At 35.9% G+C, this 14,881-nt stretch carries 17 protein-coding genes and 1 tRNA gene; 5 read left to right on the forward strand and 13 right to left on the reverse strand.

The window, feature by feature from the left end:
* Positions 1-2: 2 nt before the first annotated feature.
* Positions 3-71: transfer RNA gene (locus tag H6W52_RS16210), tRNA-Val, on the forward strand.
* 89 nt (positions 72-160) lie between these two features.
* Here H6W52_RS16210 and H6W52_RS16215 read toward each other — a convergent pair.
* From H6W52_RS16215 to H6W52_RS16230, 4 genes are all read right to left on the reverse strand, one after another.
* Positions 161-1,129, reverse strand: coding sequence for a glycosyltransferase family 9 protein (locus H6W52_RS16215; RefSeq protein WP_241277956.1), 969 nt, complete (start codon positions 1,127-1,129; stop codon positions 161-163).
* A 3-nt stretch (positions 1,130-1,132) separates the two neighbouring features.
* The gene (locus H6W52_RS16220; protein WP_116099279.1) at positions 1,133-1,552 is read right to left on the reverse strand and encodes a SufE family protein; all 420 of its coding nucleotides are present in this window, start codon (positions 1,550-1,552) and stop codon (positions 1,133-1,135) included.
* A 176-nt stretch (positions 1,553-1,728) separates the two neighbouring features.
* Entirely contained in the window at positions 1,729-2,826 is a 1,098-nt protein-coding gene (locus tag H6W52_RS16225) for a glycosyltransferase (RefSeq protein ID WP_116099280.1), read from the reverse strand.
* Positions 2,826-3,050 (reverse strand): uroporphyrinogen decarboxylase, encoded by a 225-nt coding sequence (locus tag H6W52_RS16230; protein ID WP_116099281.1) that lies wholly within the window; start codon positions 3,048-3,050, stop codon positions 2,826-2,828. Before H6W52_RS16230 ends, H6W52_RS16225 begins: the two co-directional genes overlap by 1 nt.
* 151 nt (positions 3,051-3,201) lie before the next feature.
* Here H6W52_RS16230 and H6W52_RS16235 point away from each other — a divergent pair, with 151 nt between their 5' ends.
* Positions 3,202-5,733 carry an ATP-dependent Clp protease ATP-binding subunit gene (locus H6W52_RS16235; RefSeq protein WP_116099282.1) on the forward strand — a complete coding sequence of 844 codons (2,532 nt, stop codon included), beginning with the start codon at positions 3,202-3,204 and terminating at the stop codon, positions 5,731-5,733.
* Positions 5,734-5,925: 192 nt separating this feature from the next.
* On the opposite strand, the gene H6W52_RS16240 is transcribed toward H6W52_RS16235, so the two are convergent.
* Positions 5,926-6,453, reverse strand: a complete 528-nt coding sequence (locus H6W52_RS16240) for a hypothetical protein (RefSeq protein WP_116099283.1) — start codon at positions 6,451-6,453, stop codon at positions 5,926-5,928.
* A gap of 117 nt (positions 6,454-6,570) precedes the next feature.
* Here H6W52_RS16240 and mnmA point away from each other — a divergent pair, with 117 nt between their 5' ends.
* Positions 6,571-7,758: a tRNA 2-thiouridine(34) synthase MnmA gene (gene mnmA / locus H6W52_RS16245; RefSeq protein WP_116099284.1), complete on the forward strand. Its 1,188-nt coding sequence runs from the start codon at positions 6,571-6,573 to the stop codon at positions 7,756-7,758.
* Between the two features lie 72 nt (positions 7,759-7,830).
* Here mnmA and H6W52_RS16250 read toward each other — a convergent pair whose 3' ends face one another.
* Both H6W52_RS16250 and H6W52_RS16255 read right to left on the reverse strand, forming a co-directional pair.
* Complete coding sequence (locus H6W52_RS16250; protein ID WP_116099293.1) at positions 7,831-8,181, reverse strand: hypothetical protein; 351 nt, start codon at positions 8,179-8,181, stop codon at positions 7,831-7,833.
* 16 nt (positions 8,182-8,197) lie between these two features.
* Entirely contained in the window at positions 8,198-8,959 is a 762-nt protein-coding gene (locus tag H6W52_RS16255) for a glycine-rich domain-containing protein (RefSeq protein WP_116099285.1), read from the reverse strand.
* Between the two features lie 112 nt (positions 8,960-9,071).
* Here H6W52_RS16255 and H6W52_RS16260 point away from each other — a divergent pair, with 112 nt between their 5' ends.
* Complete coding sequence (locus tag H6W52_RS16260; RefSeq protein WP_116099286.1) at positions 9,072-9,968, forward strand: hypothetical protein; 897 nt, start codon at positions 9,072-9,074, stop codon at positions 9,966-9,968.
* Positions 9,969-10,030: 62 nt separating this feature from the next.
* Here H6W52_RS16260 and H6W52_RS16265 read toward each other — a convergent pair whose 3' ends face one another.
* From H6W52_RS16265 to H6W52_RS16290, 6 genes are all read right to left on the reverse strand, one after another.
* Positions 10,031-10,774 carry a LytR/AlgR family response regulator transcription factor gene (locus H6W52_RS16265; protein WP_116099287.1) on the reverse strand — a complete coding sequence of 248 codons (744 nt, stop codon included), beginning with the start codon at positions 10,772-10,774 and terminating at the stop codon, positions 10,031-10,033.
* 58 nt (positions 10,775-10,832) lie between these two features.
* Positions 10,833-11,108, reverse strand: coding sequence for a 2TM domain-containing protein (locus H6W52_RS16270; protein ID WP_087706730.1), 276 nt, complete (start codon positions 11,106-11,108; stop codon positions 10,833-10,835).
* 35 nt (positions 11,109-11,143) lie between these two features.
* Positions 11,144-11,437 carry a 2TM domain-containing protein gene (locus tag H6W52_RS16275; RefSeq protein WP_116099288.1) on the reverse strand — a complete coding sequence of 98 codons (294 nt, stop codon included), beginning with the start codon at positions 11,435-11,437 and terminating at the stop codon, positions 11,144-11,146.
* Positions 11,438-11,976: 539 nt separating this feature from the next.
* A complete protein-coding gene (locus tag H6W52_RS16280) occupies positions 11,977-12,543 on the reverse strand; it encodes a methyltransferase family protein (protein WP_116099289.1) in 567 nt (188 codons plus the stop codon).
* Positions 12,544-12,573: 30 nt separating this feature from the next.
* A complete protein-coding gene (locus H6W52_RS16285) occupies positions 12,574-12,882 on the reverse strand; it encodes a 2TM domain-containing protein (RefSeq protein ID WP_076391029.1) in 309 nt (102 codons plus the stop codon).
* A gap of 5 nt (positions 12,883-12,887) precedes the next feature.
* The gene (locus H6W52_RS16290) at positions 12,888-14,210 is read right to left on the reverse strand and encodes a 2TM domain-containing protein (protein ID WP_116099290.1); all 1,323 of its coding nucleotides are present in this window, start codon (positions 14,208-14,210) and stop codon (positions 12,888-12,890) included.
* Between the two features lie 219 nt (positions 14,211-14,429).
* Here H6W52_RS16290 and H6W52_RS16295 point away from each other — a divergent pair.
* A partial coding sequence (locus tag H6W52_RS16295) for a hypothetical protein (protein ID WP_185216816.1) occupies positions 14,430-14,881 on the forward strand: 452 nt, incomplete at its 3' end.

The raw sequence follows: 14,881 nt of genomic DNA on the forward strand, positions 1-14,881 counted from the left end.
TCTTAGCTCAGTTGGTTCAGAGCATCTGGTTTACACCCAGAGGGTCGGGGGTTCGAATCCCTCAGGACCCACAGAAATCTCTCTTTTTAAGGGAGATTTTTTTGTTTTATATTTCTATAAAAGACTGATTAAAAAAACCTCTGGAATCGAGAGGCTGTATTTATAAAATCTTTTCCACTATTTTCTGCACATGCAACTCCTCAAGACAAGCCCAGTCTCCACGATAGCATTCTTTATCACCAAAAACAGAACAAGGTCTGCAGGTAAGGTCTTTCACCTGAACCACATCTTTTTCCTTTTGTCCGAATCCTAAAAAACCTGCAAAAGGATGAGTCTGTCCCCATACGGAAACACATCTCGTTCCCATGAGACTTGCCAGATGCATATTGGCAGAATCCATAGAGATCATTAATTCTAATGTGGAAATTTTATTTAATTCTTCCTGAAGGCTTAATTTTCCTGCTAAACTGAAGGTATTCGGGATTTCCCTCTCCCACTGCTCCAGCGTTTCAGCTTCAGATTTTCCGCCTCCGAAAAAATAAATCGTATGTTTTTGTGCTAAAATTTTCGCCAGCTCAAAAGATTTTTCAAGAGGAAGCATTTTTCCGCGATGCTGTGCAAAAGGCGCAAACCCTATTCCTGATTTTTCTCCGGAAATCGGCCTCAATGCATGAGAAAGCTCAACGTTAAAGCCCATTTCTCGAAAAACATCTGCATAACGTTCTACCGTTTTTTTTAATTGGTTTTTATTTAAATTCCAAACATTCGTGAGATCTTCTTTTTCTTCTTTTCCCTTATTGATTTTGAATACTTTAAGCCCTTTTCTTCTGTAAATTTTGTCGAGAATCTTCGTGCGGATTACATCATGAAGATTCGCGATAAAATCCGGATGAAACTCTTTAATTAATTCATTGGCAAGACGTCTCAAACCGAAGATGCCCTTATAATCATCAAGATTAATTCCTTTGAATATAACGTTCGGAATATCAGCAAATAAAGCTTCAAAATTTTTTCGGGAAACCATCACAATTTCTACATCGGGATTTTGTTCCAGAAACTCACGAAAAACGGGAGCCGTCATCGCGACATCCCCAAAAGCAGAAAAACGGTATGCTAAAATTCGGGTCACAGATTAAGACTTCAGTTGATATGCGACTGCGTAAAATTTAATCTGCTTCGTCATTGCCATCAAACCATTGGCTCTGGAAGGAGAAAGAAACTCCTGCAAACCAATTTCAGAAATAAACTCAAAATCAGAGTCCAGAATTTCCTGTGTAGAGTGACCACTGTAAATGCTTACCAGAAGCGAAACAATACCTTTCGGCAAAATCCCGTCCGAATCTGCCTCAAAAAACAACTTTCCCTCTTTAAATTCGGCATCAATCCAAACTTTACTCTGACAGCCTTTGATCAGGTTTTCTTCTGTCTTCTTGTCATCAGAAAGCCCCTTGAGCTCTTTTCCAAGATCGATAATATATTCGTATTTCTGCTCCCAGTCTTCAAGAAAAGCAAATTCGTCGATGATTTCCTGCTGTTTTTCTTTAATAGTCATTGTAAACTGATTTCTTTCTGCAAAGATAGCCAAATTAAAAAGATGTTGAATTTATTTGAAGCTATTCCCGCTTTCTGCTGTATCTTTTTTACCTGTTCTTATCCCATGCAAAAAAGGATGTCGCGGCAATCGGGGCTAAAATTGCAGTCATCAATATCAGATATTTCGATTTAAATTTAAGAAGATGCCTTTTCAAAAACCTGCAACAGTTTTATTTCTTCGTTTTCCCAGCATAGAAGATGAGCAGCTTTTTCAAGTTCAGGAAGATAATTTTGCCTTCCTTTATCTAAAACCGATTGAATGGCAAGCGCAATATGTTCCGGCTGATGATCTTTTATAATTTCACCAATGTCAAATTGTCTTTTAATATTCTGCATTTCAGGAAGATTTGACAGAATCAGAGGAACTCTTGCTTGAATACAGTCTAAAACCTTATTAGGCAAAGAATAAAAATAGCTTTCTCCCCCATTCTCTTCAATGCTCATTCCGCAGTCTGCCGTTAAAGTGATCTTTCGCAGATCTTCCGGTAATAATTTTCCTAAAAATAAAACCTTATCCTGAAGATTTTCTCTGATAACCAATTTTTCGTATTCTTTTTTCATCGGTCCGTCTCCTGCAATTTTAAAGATAACATCATCCAAATGTTTCATTGCCAAAATTGCCTTATCAATCCCGCGAAAAGGATTAATGACTCCCTGATAAAGAATCGTTTTCGGACGGTTTTCCGGAATTTCACCTTCAAAAACAAATTTTCTGGGTGCATTTTGAACAACAACAGGCTGAATTCCGTAGTGGGATTTAAACCAATTGGCGTATCCGGAACTTGCTGTAATCATCAATTTCAGATCAGGAATCAGCTTTCTTTCAAGATGTCGCCACAATTTTTGTGACATTTTGCCCTGAATCGCAGGCATTTCGGAAAAAATTTCATGACTGTCAAAAACCAACGGAATATTTAATTTTTTAGCAATTAAATAATTAGGTAGTAAAGAATCCAGATCATTTGCATGAAGAATCGTGTTTTTATCCGTTTTTTTCTTTAATTCCCTGTACAATTTCCAGTTGAATTCGAAATAAGCCGTTTTCAGGCTATTTGAAATTAATTTAATCCTAGAAAAAGAATAAGGCCTGAACATTTCTCCGGCTCCGTTCCAGTCATTCCCTATCAGATCAACCTCATAGCCGTTTTCATGTAAAGTACTGCAAACCTTTTCGATACGCTGATCTGTATACAAATTACTGAACGCAGAAGTAATTATTTTTCTTCGCTGCATTATTTTTCTTTCGTCATCAGAAGATGATAAATTTGTATAAAACAGATTAATCCGTTCGGAATAATTACCGGCCAAAGCATACCGCTGAAAATTCCATAGATAACAAAACAGATACAGCCGATCATATTAACGATCCTTATTTTCCTGATGTCTTTCAATATAAAGCTCAGTACGATGAAAAGTGATGCGGAATATCCTATGTAAGTGGCTGTTTCAGGATTCATGAGAAATTTTTAAGGACAACAAACTTAATCATTTTCAATAAGATAATAAAATTTTTTCTGCCATAAAGTCATTTATTGCTTTTTGGTAAAATATTTGTAATTTAGATAATGAATAAATGGCAATGTTGCTTTTATTCTAATGAGATATATTATGGATTATAAGTTTTCACAAGGTTTGAGCCAAGTGTTCAAACAAAGCAAGAGCGAAGCGAAAAGGCTCAAAAGTGAATTTCTTAATACAGAACATCTACTTTTAGGTATTATAAAAACAGAAAACTCTGCAAAAGAAATCCTTCAAAACCTTAATGCGGATCTAACACAAATCAGAAGAAAAATTGAAACTTTAAATACAGCAAGTCTAAATCCTATTTCTGAGGAGGTTACCAATATTTCTTTCACGAAGATGGCAGATCATGCCATCAAACGTGCTGAGCTTGAATGCAGACAATACAAAAGCAATGAGATTAATACCGTTCATCTGCTTTTAGGCATTCTTTACAAATATGAGGACCCTACTTCAAACATATTAGGAGCTTACGACATCGACTATGAAGGAGTTTCAAAAGAATATCAGACCATGCTTAAAAATTCCGGACAGGCACCACAGATGAGTGCTTACGACGACGATGACGAAAGAGAAGATTTTGAGCAAATGAGAAAGCCTACAGGAAATTTAGGCTCTGCTAAAAGTAAAACACCAACACTGGATAACTTCGGTAGAGACTTAACTTCTCTGGCAAGAGACGGGAAATTAGATCCTGTTATCGGTCGTGAAAAAGAAATTGAGAGAGTTTCTCAGATCCTTTCAAGAAGAAAGAAAAACAATCCTTTGCTAATCGGGGAACCGGGAGTTGGTAAATCTGCCATCGCGGAAGGTCTGGCTTTAAGAATTCAGCAGAAAAAAGTTTCCAGAGTCCTTTACGGAAAACGAGTGATCACTTTAGATCTTGCAAGTTTAGTTGCCGGAACAAAATACCGTGGTCAGTTTGAAGAAAGAATGAAAGCGATAATGACGGAGCTGGAGAAAAACAGAGACGTGATCTTATTCATTGATGAGCTTCACACCATTGTTGGTGCGGGTAGTTCAACAGGAAGCTTAGACGCATCCAATATGTTCAAACCGGCTTTGGCAAGAGGTGAAATTCAATGCATCGGAGCTACTACTCTGGATGAATACCGTCAGTACATTGAAAAGGACGGCGCATTAGAAAGAAGATTCCAGAAAGTAATGGTGGAACCTACTTCTATTGACGAAACCGTTCAGATTTTAAATCAGATCAAAGATAAATACGAAGAGCACCATAATGTAATTTATACACCTGAAGCAATTGCAGCGTGTGTGAATTTAACTTCAAGATATATTACAGACCGTTTCCTACCGGACAAAGCGATTGATGCAATGGACGAAGCAGGATCACGAGTGTATATTAAAAACATGAAAGTTCCTACCGAAATCATCGATTTTGAAAAGAAAATCGAAGAAATTAAGGAATTGAAACAAAAGGCAGTAAAAGCGCAGGATTATCTGGAAGCGAGAAAACTGAAAGATGAAGAAGAAAGGCTTCAGATGGAACTGAATTCTGCTCAGGATAAATGGGACAAAGATGTAAAAGAGAAAAAAGAAACCGTAACAGAAGAGAATGTGGCGGAAGTAGTTTCTATGATGAGCGGTGTTCCTGTAACGAAAGTTGGTAAAAACGAGCTTGATAAACTTGCCGGAATGGATGGAAACCTGAACGGAAAAGTAATCGGTCAGGAAGATGCGGTGAAAAAAGTTGTGAAAGCAATCCAGAGAAACAGAGCCGGTCTTAAAGATCCAAACCGCCCAATCGGAACCTTTATCTTCTTAGGAACAACCGGAGTTGGTAAAACTGAGCTGGCTAAAGTAATGGCAAGAGAACTTTTCGAATCTGATGAATCTTTGATCAGAATCGATATGAGTGAATACATGGAGAAATTTGCCGTTTCAAGATTGGTAGGTGCACCTCCGGGATACGTTGGATATGAGGAAGGCGGACAATTAACAGAAGCGGTAAGAAGAAAACCTTATGCTGTGGTTCTTTTAGATGAGATTGAAAAAGCGCATCCGGATGTATTCAATATCCTGTTGCAGATCTTAGATGAAGGTCACGTAACCGACAGTTTAGGAAGAAAAATCGATTTCAGAAATACGATCATTATTCTTACTTCTAACATCGGAACCAGAGATCTTAAAGATTTCGGAGATGGAGTCGGGTTTGGAACTTCTGCGAAGAAAACAAGTTCGGATTCAAGAGCAAGAAGTACGATTGAAAATGCGCTTAAAAAAGCATTCTCACCAGAATTCCTGAACAGAATTGATGATATCGTGATCTTTAATTCTCTTGAAAAAGAAGACATCAAGAAAATCATTGATCTTGAATTGAACAAATTGTATTCAAGATTAGAAAAATTAGGATATAAAGTTGAATTGACTGAGGAAGCAAAAGACTTTATTTCTGAAAAAGGATGGGATAAAGATTTCGGAGCAAGACCATTAAAAAGAGCGATCCAGAAATACATTGAAGATTTATTGGCAGAAATGCTGGTAAACAAACAATTAACAGAAGGAGAAACCGTAGTTCTTGATCTGAATGAAGCGAAAGACGGTTTGGCAGGGAAAACTTCAAAGCCGAAGAAATCTGCCGCAGAGAAGTCTTCTTAATCGTAAGTAAATAATTTAATCATACCAAAAAGCATCGGGAGTTTTCCGATGCTTTTTTGTTTTTTAGTTATTATACTGTTTCTATCGTGCTTATTTGTGAAAATATTTGTGCCATTTGTTTTTAAATTTTATTCACGCGGATTTTTGATGTCATTGTTTCTAAACCCTCATGAAATTTAAAAGAAATAGAAGTTAAAGCCCCACCACAAATCCTATATTCGGAACCAAACCACTTGAGAAAATACTCGAATTTTCTTTCCATAAAACATTATACATCAAGCCTAACTGTAAATAAGAATTATTCCCGATTCTCTGCATATAACCGCCGCCAAGATACAATGCATCTTCGTCTGCATTAGCTTTAAAATCATAAAATTTGTCTTTATAATTGATGAAATAATGCTGATAATTGGCACTTACGAAAAACGTTCTTGCAATATAATAATTCAGAAAAGGACCAACTCCAAACATAGTAGAACTGTAAGCATTTGATTTCTGCCAGGAAACACTTCCCAAAACTCCACCCTCAAGATCGTCCGTAAGCCGGTAACCCACTCTTGGAGCCGCTGAAAGATTAAAGTAATTGTTACTTCCGAAACCAAAGCCGATTCCGCCGCCGAAAGTCCAGCGATTGTTATTTTCAGGAGAAGCATTAACTCCCACCTGAGAAAAAAATAGACCTGAACATGAAACACATAAAGAAATAATCAGTTTTTTCATATTTAAATTGTTTTTATCGATGTCTAAAATTATCACTTTTTTACGAATCTTTTTAATTGTATTTTTGCAGCGTCAAACTAAGAACTCCCGTTAAGAGTTTCGTAAAATTGAAATAACATGAAAGTAGTAGTAGGATTATCCGGAGGTGTGGATTCCAGTGTTACAGCGTATCTGCTGCAACAGCAAGGTCATGAAGTGGTGGCTTTGTTTATGAGAAACTGGAACGATGCTTCGGTAACGCTGGAAGATGAATGTCCGTGGATCGAGGACAGCAATGATGCCTTAATGGTAGCTCAAAAGCTTGGAATTCCGTTTCAGGTGATTGATATGAGCGATCTTTACAAGGAAAGAATCGTAGATTATATGTTCGACGAATATCAGAAAGGAAGAACTCCGAATCCTGATGTTCTCTGCAACAGAGAAGTAAAATTCGATGTTTTTATGAAGACGGCAATGTCTCTTGGCGCAGATAAAGTCGCCACCGGACATTATGCAAGAGTAGATTCAACGATCGATGAAAACGGAAAGGAAATTTTCCATCTTCTTGCCGGAAAAGACAACAATAAAGACCAGTCCTACTTCTTATGTCAGCTAAGTCAGGATCAGCTTTCTAAAGCATTATTTCCGATTGGAGAGCTTACAAAACCTCAGGTTAGAGAAATTGCTAAAGAAATCGGCTTGGTAACGGCAGATAAAAAAGATTCTCAGGGATTGTGTTTTATCGGAAAAGTAAGTTTACCGCAATTCTTACAGCAGCAATTGGTTCCAAAAGAAGGCGAAATCGTAGAAATTTTCAAAGATTCTCCCCTTTTTGCTGAAGAAATGCCTGAATTTTCGTTAAAACAGGAAGAATTGGAATACCTCAGCCGAAAAATCAATTACAAAAAGACAGACGGTAAAGTTATCGGAAAACATCAGGGAGCTCAGTTTTTCACGATCGGACAAAGCAAGGGACTTGGAATCGGCGGACATAAAGAAAGCTGTTTTATCATCTCCAGAGACATGGAAAACAATATCCTTTTCGTGGGAGAAGGACATCAGTTTCCGGGACTGCTTAAAAGAGCCTTAAAAATTGATAATTCTGAACTGCACTGGGTTCGTGAAGATCTGAGACTGAAAAACGGAGAATCGATGGAAGTAATGGCAAGATTCAGATACAGACAGCCATTGCAGAAAGCAACTTTACACCAGTTTGAAGAAGCATTCTATGTGGAATTTGAAGAACCGCAGTCTGCCATTGCAGAAGGACAGTTTGCCTCGTGGTACATCGGCGAAGAGCTGATCGGAAGCGGAGTTATTTCCTAAAATAAATCTTATCTAAATAATAATCCCGAAGCGTTATGTTTCGGGTTTTTTGTTTAAAAAAAATGTAAATTCCTATTTCATTTTATGGTTTACATAGAATAAATTAAGAAACACAGATACAATAATTTCCAATATTAAAATCATCATTAAATAACCAACCGGTTTTCCTAAAAAGATTCCTTTGGCTAATTTTATAACTCCTAATAGAAATATAGAAATCAGGAAGTAAAAAGTTGTTCTTGAAATGGTTTCTCCAAAAAATTTCAGCGCAAAAACAGAGGCATAAAATCCAAGGACGAGAATGAAATAGAATTTGAGAAAATAGTGTCCTTTCAAAGAAATCGGATCTAAAGTATGGTTGATTGCAATAAGCCAGATCAGACTTATGAGCACCGGAATTGTGTGGATAAGGATTTTTTTCATGTGTTTTGTATTTCCGTTAATCTCCTCCACCTCCGCAACCACCGCATCCGCTTCCACAACTGCTTCCGCAGGAACTGCCGCAACCGGAACCTCCGTCGCTGTGTGAACTGTCGCTTCCGCAGGTGTAGAAAAAGCCGCCGTCACTTCCGTTATCTCTATTGCCTTTATTGGATTCGTTATTTGTACTAAATGCTTTTATAATCATTACGATCAGCACGAAGACGAAAATAAGAGTCAGGAATATTCCCCAACCTCCGTTATTGTTTTCCATACAGGAATAGATCACCAAAGAAATGCTTAAAAGAATAAAAATTTTAACAAAAGGCGATATTTTTCTCTTTTTTGAAGGAATTTGAGTCGATTTCCAGATATCTTTCGGCGGTTCCTGCTCAAATATTTTCTCATAATTTTCTAAAGTTTCCGCAAACCAGCTTTTATGTTTTTCATTTTCGTTTTCTCCTCCTTTTGAAGGTTGATGATGCAGTTTCTGCTGCAAAACTTCCGGACAAAATTCTTCCCAGTAGTTTTGCGTGTAAATGAGATGCATATGCCATACTTTGTCTATAATTTCGCTTGGTGAAGCACCATTTGGAAGTTTACAGCAGAGGTAGACGAATTTTTTGTATTCATCAATCGCTTTTCGGGTAAATGTTTCTGTCCAGTTTTCTTCTTTTGCCAGTTTCTTTGAGAAAGGAAAATCGGCAGCACATTCATCCAATGAGAATTCTTGAAGCCTGTTCCAGAGAGGATCATTTTGTAATACCATTTTTGTTTCCATTGTTTTAACTTTTAATTTCTACTCAAATATCGTTGGATGTTGAGATATAAAAGTCTTGCAACAGTCTCATTTGGTTTTAAAATTATCTTATATTAGTCTTATAAATTGAAAGATGAAAAAAGAAGATATACTACACATAGAAAAACTGATGAATTTTCTGGCGTTGCATTTCCTGAAAAAACACCACTGGGAAGATGTATCCAAAACCGAATGGTCTTACATCGTTGCAGAACTTAATGATCTGATTATCCAGGAAACCTCAGAGAACAACAGTAAAAAAAGCCCTGATCTTTTAGGTTCAAATTATCTTTATGAACATTTAATTATCAATAAATTAAAGAAATATTACCAGAATGAAAATGCAGTATTGAGCAAGCCTAATCTTGCCAAACTCAGCATGATTGTTAAAGTTTTAGGATATTCGAGTTATATCGATTTCATCAACTCCAATACGGAATCATTCAATTTTAACGATCTGAGGATTGATATGAATAATGTAAAGCCAAACACCGCTTTACTGGACCATCTTGTCGGCTGTTGGTATTCCTACAACAGAAATCTTCCGGAAAATCCTTTACTGGCAAAAGAAGACCGAATCTGGCGTTCTGCGACGGAAATCTACAAATCCGAAACGTCCGGAGAATATTTCGTCGAAAGAAGCGGCGGCGACCGTCATAAATATTTTGGAAAAATAACGGCCTATTCCGATTATGTCTTTATCATCATGAACAGCAATACGTTCATCCGGCAGCGTCATTTTATTTCAAGAATAAAAGATATCAAGGAAAAGCTGAAAAATCCAGAGTATAAGCTCCATGAGTTGCATTTTATAAGTACATGTATCAGTTTTAATCAGGAACCGATTGCCCTGTTTGAAATCTTTCAGAAAGCAGACCGCAAAACTTTTATTTCAGACTCTATCAGTTTCCCGATCGACAGCGATGAAATTCCGAAATCGATTATCAAACAGCTTGAAGACACGGAATCTAACCGTATCGATTACAGATAGTTGATCATAGTTGATGGTCGATAGATTTGAGTTTTTGGGTTTAAGTTTTTTTGTTTTGGGTTTTAACTTACCAACCAGTCTTTAAAATCTTTTACGCGGTCGCGGCTTACGGTAATTTCTTCCTGTGGCTGAAATTCAAGTTCAACTTTGTAATTGGGTGAAGTGTGGATATTTTTAATGTAATCTGAATTGATGATAAACTGCCGGTTTACCCGGAAGAATTTCTTTTCATCCAGCACCTCTTCCAGTTCGTCCAGCGTGAAATCCGAAGGATATGTTCTTTCCTGAGTCTGCAGATAAACAATCTTATTTTCACTGAAAAAACAGCTTACTTCGTGGGTCTGAACAATTTTCAGGTTGTAGCCTATCTTCACCAGAATTCTGGAAAGTGTGCTTTTTTCCTTTTTAATTAACTGCTTAATTTCGTGTGAATTGACGGAATTATCTGAAGGAATAAATGATTTGAATTTTTCGATCGCTCCGGCAAGATCTTCATCCAAAATTGGCTTCAGAAGATAATCGATGCTGTTCAGCTTGAACGCTTTTAAGGTATACTGATCAAAAGCTGTCGTGTAAATGATAAATCCTTTTGTCGGAACTTTTTCGAAGATATCGAAAGACAGACCGTCTCCCAGAACAATGTCTGAAAAGATGAGCTGCGGATGTTCATTTTCTGAAAACCACTGCACTCCTTCTTCTACCGATTCTATTTTTGCAACGATCTCTATTTCAGGAAATTCGTTAAGCATTCTTTCCAGTTTCCTTGAAGCGGGTTTTTCGTCCTCGATAATAACAGTTTTGATCATTGAGTTCCTGTTTTAGTTTTTATAATTTTGAAATAAAAGTAATCAAAAATTGTCAGTTTTAAAACTTCAGCGGTTCTTTCGATTTTTTCATTTCTTTTTCCATCACTTCTCTTTCCCATTCGGAATCCAGAAGGAATAGTTTTACGGCTTTTACAGTTAAAATAATTCCCCAGATGGTAAGAATGATTGATCCGTTCCACAATGAAAAATTAAATATTCCTTTTTCTAAAATATCGTCTCCGAAAATAATTACTGCCACGATCCCAAACCATAAAAGGCTTTTGTAGAATTTTTTAAGATCGTTTACTCTTTCCTGTGCCTGATTGTAATTCATGATAATCTATTTTTAAAGTTAAAATTGAATGTTGGTTATAAAGATTTCGTATTTCTTCTTTCTTCGTCCATCAGTTGTTTTATTTTTCTTTCTTCCCAGTCTCTTCCGATCCCGAAAGTACTTGCTGCGTGCGCCGCAAGACCTAATCCCCATCCTAACATTGGCCAGAAAAACCAAAGATATTGTGGTGATGTTAAAAAATTCAACACGGCTAAAAATGAAATCACAAGGCAATATGAAGTAAGGTTTCCGTAAAATCCTTTCAGTTCTTTTACTCTTCTTGATGCTTTTTCGTACGCTAATTCTTCTTTGTTGGTGTAAGTTTCCATATTTTTTATTTTTAAAGATTAATTGTTTGTTTTTGTTGAGACAAATGTAGGACAGAAAACAGCCTCAAATCAATTTTAACTGACCGAACCGTAGAATATGCATCCTGAATTGTAAAAATCCCGACTCAACGGAGAATCGGGATTTTTTGATTTTGATGTTTTTAGTTGTTTGGTTAGGAAAGCTGCGAAAGTATGATTCGCTTTTAAATGAAATTTGTAATCAATTTCTATATCAAATGATTATTAAACTGACTGGATTTCTCCTTTGTCGAAATGACAGTGCAAGGATTTTTAATTATGGAGTTAAGTGTTTGCTCCTTTAGGAGCAGAATCTGTGTAGAAATAAGAATAAATCCGTTAATCAATCCATAGGATTGGCATCTTAAATACGATAAATTTTCTAAAGATAACGTTCCTCCGGAACGCTGAACCTACTCCTAATATGATTTCTACGCAGATAAAACTCCAAAGAGTTTTCTACCATTTTACTTTAAATAACTTTCCTGATTTTGTTGATTAAAAATCAGTGAATAAGTAACTTAATAAACAAAAGGAATCAGCTTTTTCGTTTTTCTACGGTAATCCAGATATTCTTCTCCGAACTGCTCGATTAAAGCCTTTTCTTCGACATTAATTCTGTAGCTGAATGCAATGAAAGGAATCAGAAAAGCCAAAGTCAATGAGAACCAGTTGTTTAAATACAATCCCAAACCCAACGAAGTAAGCAATGAAAAAGCGTAAGACGGATGTCTGAGATATTTGTAAAACCCTTCTTTCTTAATTTTATGATCTTCTTTAATCGTAACGTCAACCGTAAAATATTTTCCCAAAGAACGAATGATGATGAACCTTAAAATAATTCCGATCCATATCAGAACGGCTCCTGAATAATAGATCCAGACCTCATCAGAAATGGGAAAACGTATAACGTAAGAAACCGCAACGGCACTTACAATTGAAAGCGGAATCGCAATCCACAATAAATTTAGAGTCGATTTATCCTTTTTATTGTCTTTTTCTCCGGATTTCAGGATGTTTTTGTAGAGAAATTCGCTTAAAAACCACGCGACCATAGAAATGGCGAAAAGAATCTGTAAAGTTTTCATATCAAACGGTATTGGGAAGTGATGAACAATTTATCTGCCGTTTTTTTCCTTTTCCATCAGTTCTTTAATTTTTCTTTCTTCCCATTTATTTCCAAGCATAAACCCCGGAATAAACGTTCTCATTGCCGAAATGGCAACTCCGATTCCCCAGAAAAATGGAAGCGCAAAAAATTTTAACTGAAAAATAGATTCATTGGGTTTTAATTCTGTGTAATTCAGATATAAAATGAAAATATTAACCGCAATATAAATGAAGACGGAAAAGTAAAATCTTTTGATTCTTTTTACCTGTCTTTCCGCTTCTTTGTATCTGAAATCATCTTTGCTTATCGGTTCCATGATGCTTATTTTAATGTTCTGTTTTGTTTTTCTAAAATTTCCCTGATCCTTCTTTCTTCCCAGCTTTTACCAATAGCGAAAACACTCATTCCGTGAGCAACAAGCCCGATTCCCCAACCTAACATCGGCCAGTAAAACCACAGACGATCCGGACTGGTGATGAGATTTAAAATGATTAAAAAAGGAATGATAATGCAGTAAGAAATGAGATTTCCGTAAAAGCTTTTTATTTCTTTTACCCGTTTGTGCGCACGTTCGTAAGATTCATTTTTAGTTTCGGCTATTTCATTTACAACATTCGGTTTAGAGAAAAGTACCGGAAGTTTTACTTTAAAGTAATCTTCAGATTTTTCTATAAAAACATTTCTTTTGGTGAGTAAAGAATAGCGCTGTACAATATTTGCCAGACCGATCCCTGAGCTTTCTTTGATCTGCTCTCTTACCTGTAAATTATTTTCGATGCACAACGTATCATTTTCAGAGAAAATTTTAATGATGAGAGGTTTTGAAGAAGTGGCAAAATTATGCTTGATGCAGTTCTCCAGAAGAAGCTGTAAAGATAGCGGAACGACAAATCTTCGGTAATCTTCTTTTTTTACTTCAAAATCAAAATCTACACTGTCCTCGAATCGTGTTTTCAGCAATTCGCAATAGGTTTTGGCAAATTCCAGCTCATCTTCCACAGTAACCAGTTCTTTGTCTTTCTGCTCCAGAACATATCTGTAAATCTTTGACATTGAGGCAGTAAACTTCTGCGCCTGTTTCGGGTTTTCATCAATTAACGAGCTTAAAACATTCAGAGAATTGAATAAAAAATGTGGATCTAACTGGTTCTTAAGGCTTTCAAACTGTGCATTGGCAGATTTGGCAATTAACTTCTGTTCAACCACTTCTTTTTTGGACGTTTTCCGAAGTTCTTCCATGAAACCTTTGGCATGAAGAAAAGCCGAAATAAGCAGGGCAATATTAATCATGAACCAGTTGGAAACATTGTATTTGCTGGAAAAGAACTGTTCTGAGGTTGTTGCCTTCTGAATCACCACGAAATTCATATAATTACAGAAATACACCAAAATGGTATTGGCGATGAGAATGGAAATGATGCTTATGATCGCTCTTGTTCTTGTGGTTTCAGACCATGGGAATTTCCTGTTGAGAAAATCGTTGATGATACCGTTTCCCAGTCCCAAAACGAATGAATACATGGTGGAAACCAAAAGAGTGATGGCAAAATTTTCCAGTGTTTTTTCATCATTAAAAACGAAAAAGAAAAAAAATGTTGTTGCCAACGATATCCAGAGTAATATGATGATGCTTTTGTATTTCATTGTGAGCTTTCTTGGTTCAAAATTAGGCTTTAATAAAAGTATTAAAAATTATTTTTTGCCGAACCGTCATTTTTTATGACTGAAGGGCACAAAAAAACCTTCCGTAAAAGAGAAGGTTTTATTTTAATTTTGATGTTGTTATCAAATATGTGCTTAAATTAATAGAATTCGATTTGAATATGAAAAAGTTTTTAAATATTAAACCAAAAAAAAATACTTATGGAAGATTTTGAAAAACAGAGACAAAACCCTGATGAGATATTTAAAGATATAGATAAATCAATGGCTTCTTTAGAAAAGACATCATATGATGGTACTAGAGATGTTCTAAAGTATTTTGATAGAATACATGATAAATTGTTTAATTTCAATAACATTATGATTGCAGGTTTTTTTGCAATAGCTAAAATTAAAGATGATGTTCCAATGGAACTAATTTTAGTTCCAATTATTAATTTAGGTATTATAATATTTATTGAATATAAAATGATGGAAAAAAGTAGAATGGAAGCAAATATTTTAGAAGATTTTAGTAATGTTGATAAACTCGGCAAAACAATAAATAAAACAACTAATTATTCATTGTTTACAATTTTTAGACACTATCCCGTAAAGTGTGTAAGTAGAAAAGTTAGGCTTGGATTTTATAATCTGAGCCTTTTTTCAAAAAT

Origin of the sequence: Chryseobacterium sp. C2(2020) (assembly GCF_014218915.1) — a bacterium.
GTDB lineage: Bacteria > Bacteroidota > Bacteroidia > Flavobacteriales > Weeksellaceae > Chryseobacterium > Chryseobacterium mucoviscidosis.

What these genes read in the sequence shown, in the direction of transcription:
- H6W52_RS16220 (WP_116099279.1), bottom strand. Translation starts at nt 1,552, where the DNA reads ATGACTATTAAAGAAAAACAGCAGGAAATCATCGACGAATTTGCTTTT.
- H6W52_RS16225 (WP_116099280.1), bottom strand. Translation starts at nt 2,826, where the DNA reads ATGCAGCGAAGAAAAATAATTACTTCTGCGTTCAGTAATTTGTATACA.
- H6W52_RS16230 (WP_116099281.1), bottom strand. Translation starts at nt 3,050, where the DNA reads ATGAATCCTGAAACAGCCACTTACATAGGATATTCCGCATCACTTTTC.
- H6W52_RS16235 (WP_116099282.1), top strand. Translation starts at nt 3,202, where the DNA reads ATGGATTATAAGTTTTCACAAGGTTTGAGCCAAGTGTTCAAACAAAGC.
- H6W52_RS16240 (WP_116099283.1), bottom strand. Translation starts at nt 6,453, where the DNA reads ATGAAAAAACTGATTATTTCTTTATGTGTTTCATGTTCAGGTCTATTT.
- mnmA (WP_116099284.1), top strand. Translation starts at nt 6,571, where the DNA reads ATGAAAGTAGTAGTAGGATTATCCGGAGGTGTGGATTCCAGTGTTACA.
- H6W52_RS16250 (WP_116099293.1), bottom strand. Translation starts at nt 8,181, where the DNA reads ATGAAAAAAATCCTTATCCACACAATTCCGGTGCTCATAAGTCTGATC.
- H6W52_RS16255 (WP_116099285.1), bottom strand. Translation starts at nt 8,959, where the DNA reads ATGGAAACAAAAATGGTATTACAAAATGATCCTCTCTGGAACAGGCTT.
- H6W52_RS16260 (WP_116099286.1), top strand. Translation starts at nt 9,072, where the DNA reads ATGAAAAAAGAAGATATACTACACATAGAAAAACTGATGAATTTTCTG.
- H6W52_RS16265 (WP_116099287.1), bottom strand. Translation starts at nt 10,774, where the DNA reads ATGATCAAAACTGTTATTATCGAGGACGAAAAACCCGCTTCAAGGAAA.
- H6W52_RS16270 (WP_087706730.1), bottom strand. Translation starts at nt 11,108, where the DNA reads ATGAATTACAATCAGGCACAGGAAAGAGTAAACGATCTTAAAAAATTC.
- H6W52_RS16275 (WP_116099288.1), bottom strand. Translation starts at nt 11,437, where the DNA reads ATGGAAACTTACACCAACAAAGAAGAATTAGCGTACGAAAAAGCATCA.
- H6W52_RS16280 (WP_116099289.1), bottom strand. Translation starts at nt 12,543, where the DNA reads ATGAAAACTTTACAGATTCTTTTCGCCATTTCTATGGTCGCGTGGTTT.
- H6W52_RS16285 (WP_076391029.1), bottom strand. Translation starts at nt 12,882, where the DNA reads ATGGAACCGATAAGCAAAGATGATTTCAGATACAAAGAAGCGGAAAGA.
- H6W52_RS16290 (WP_116099290.1), bottom strand. Translation starts at nt 14,210, where the DNA reads ATGAAATACAAAAGCATCATCATATTACTCTGGATATCGTTGGCAACA.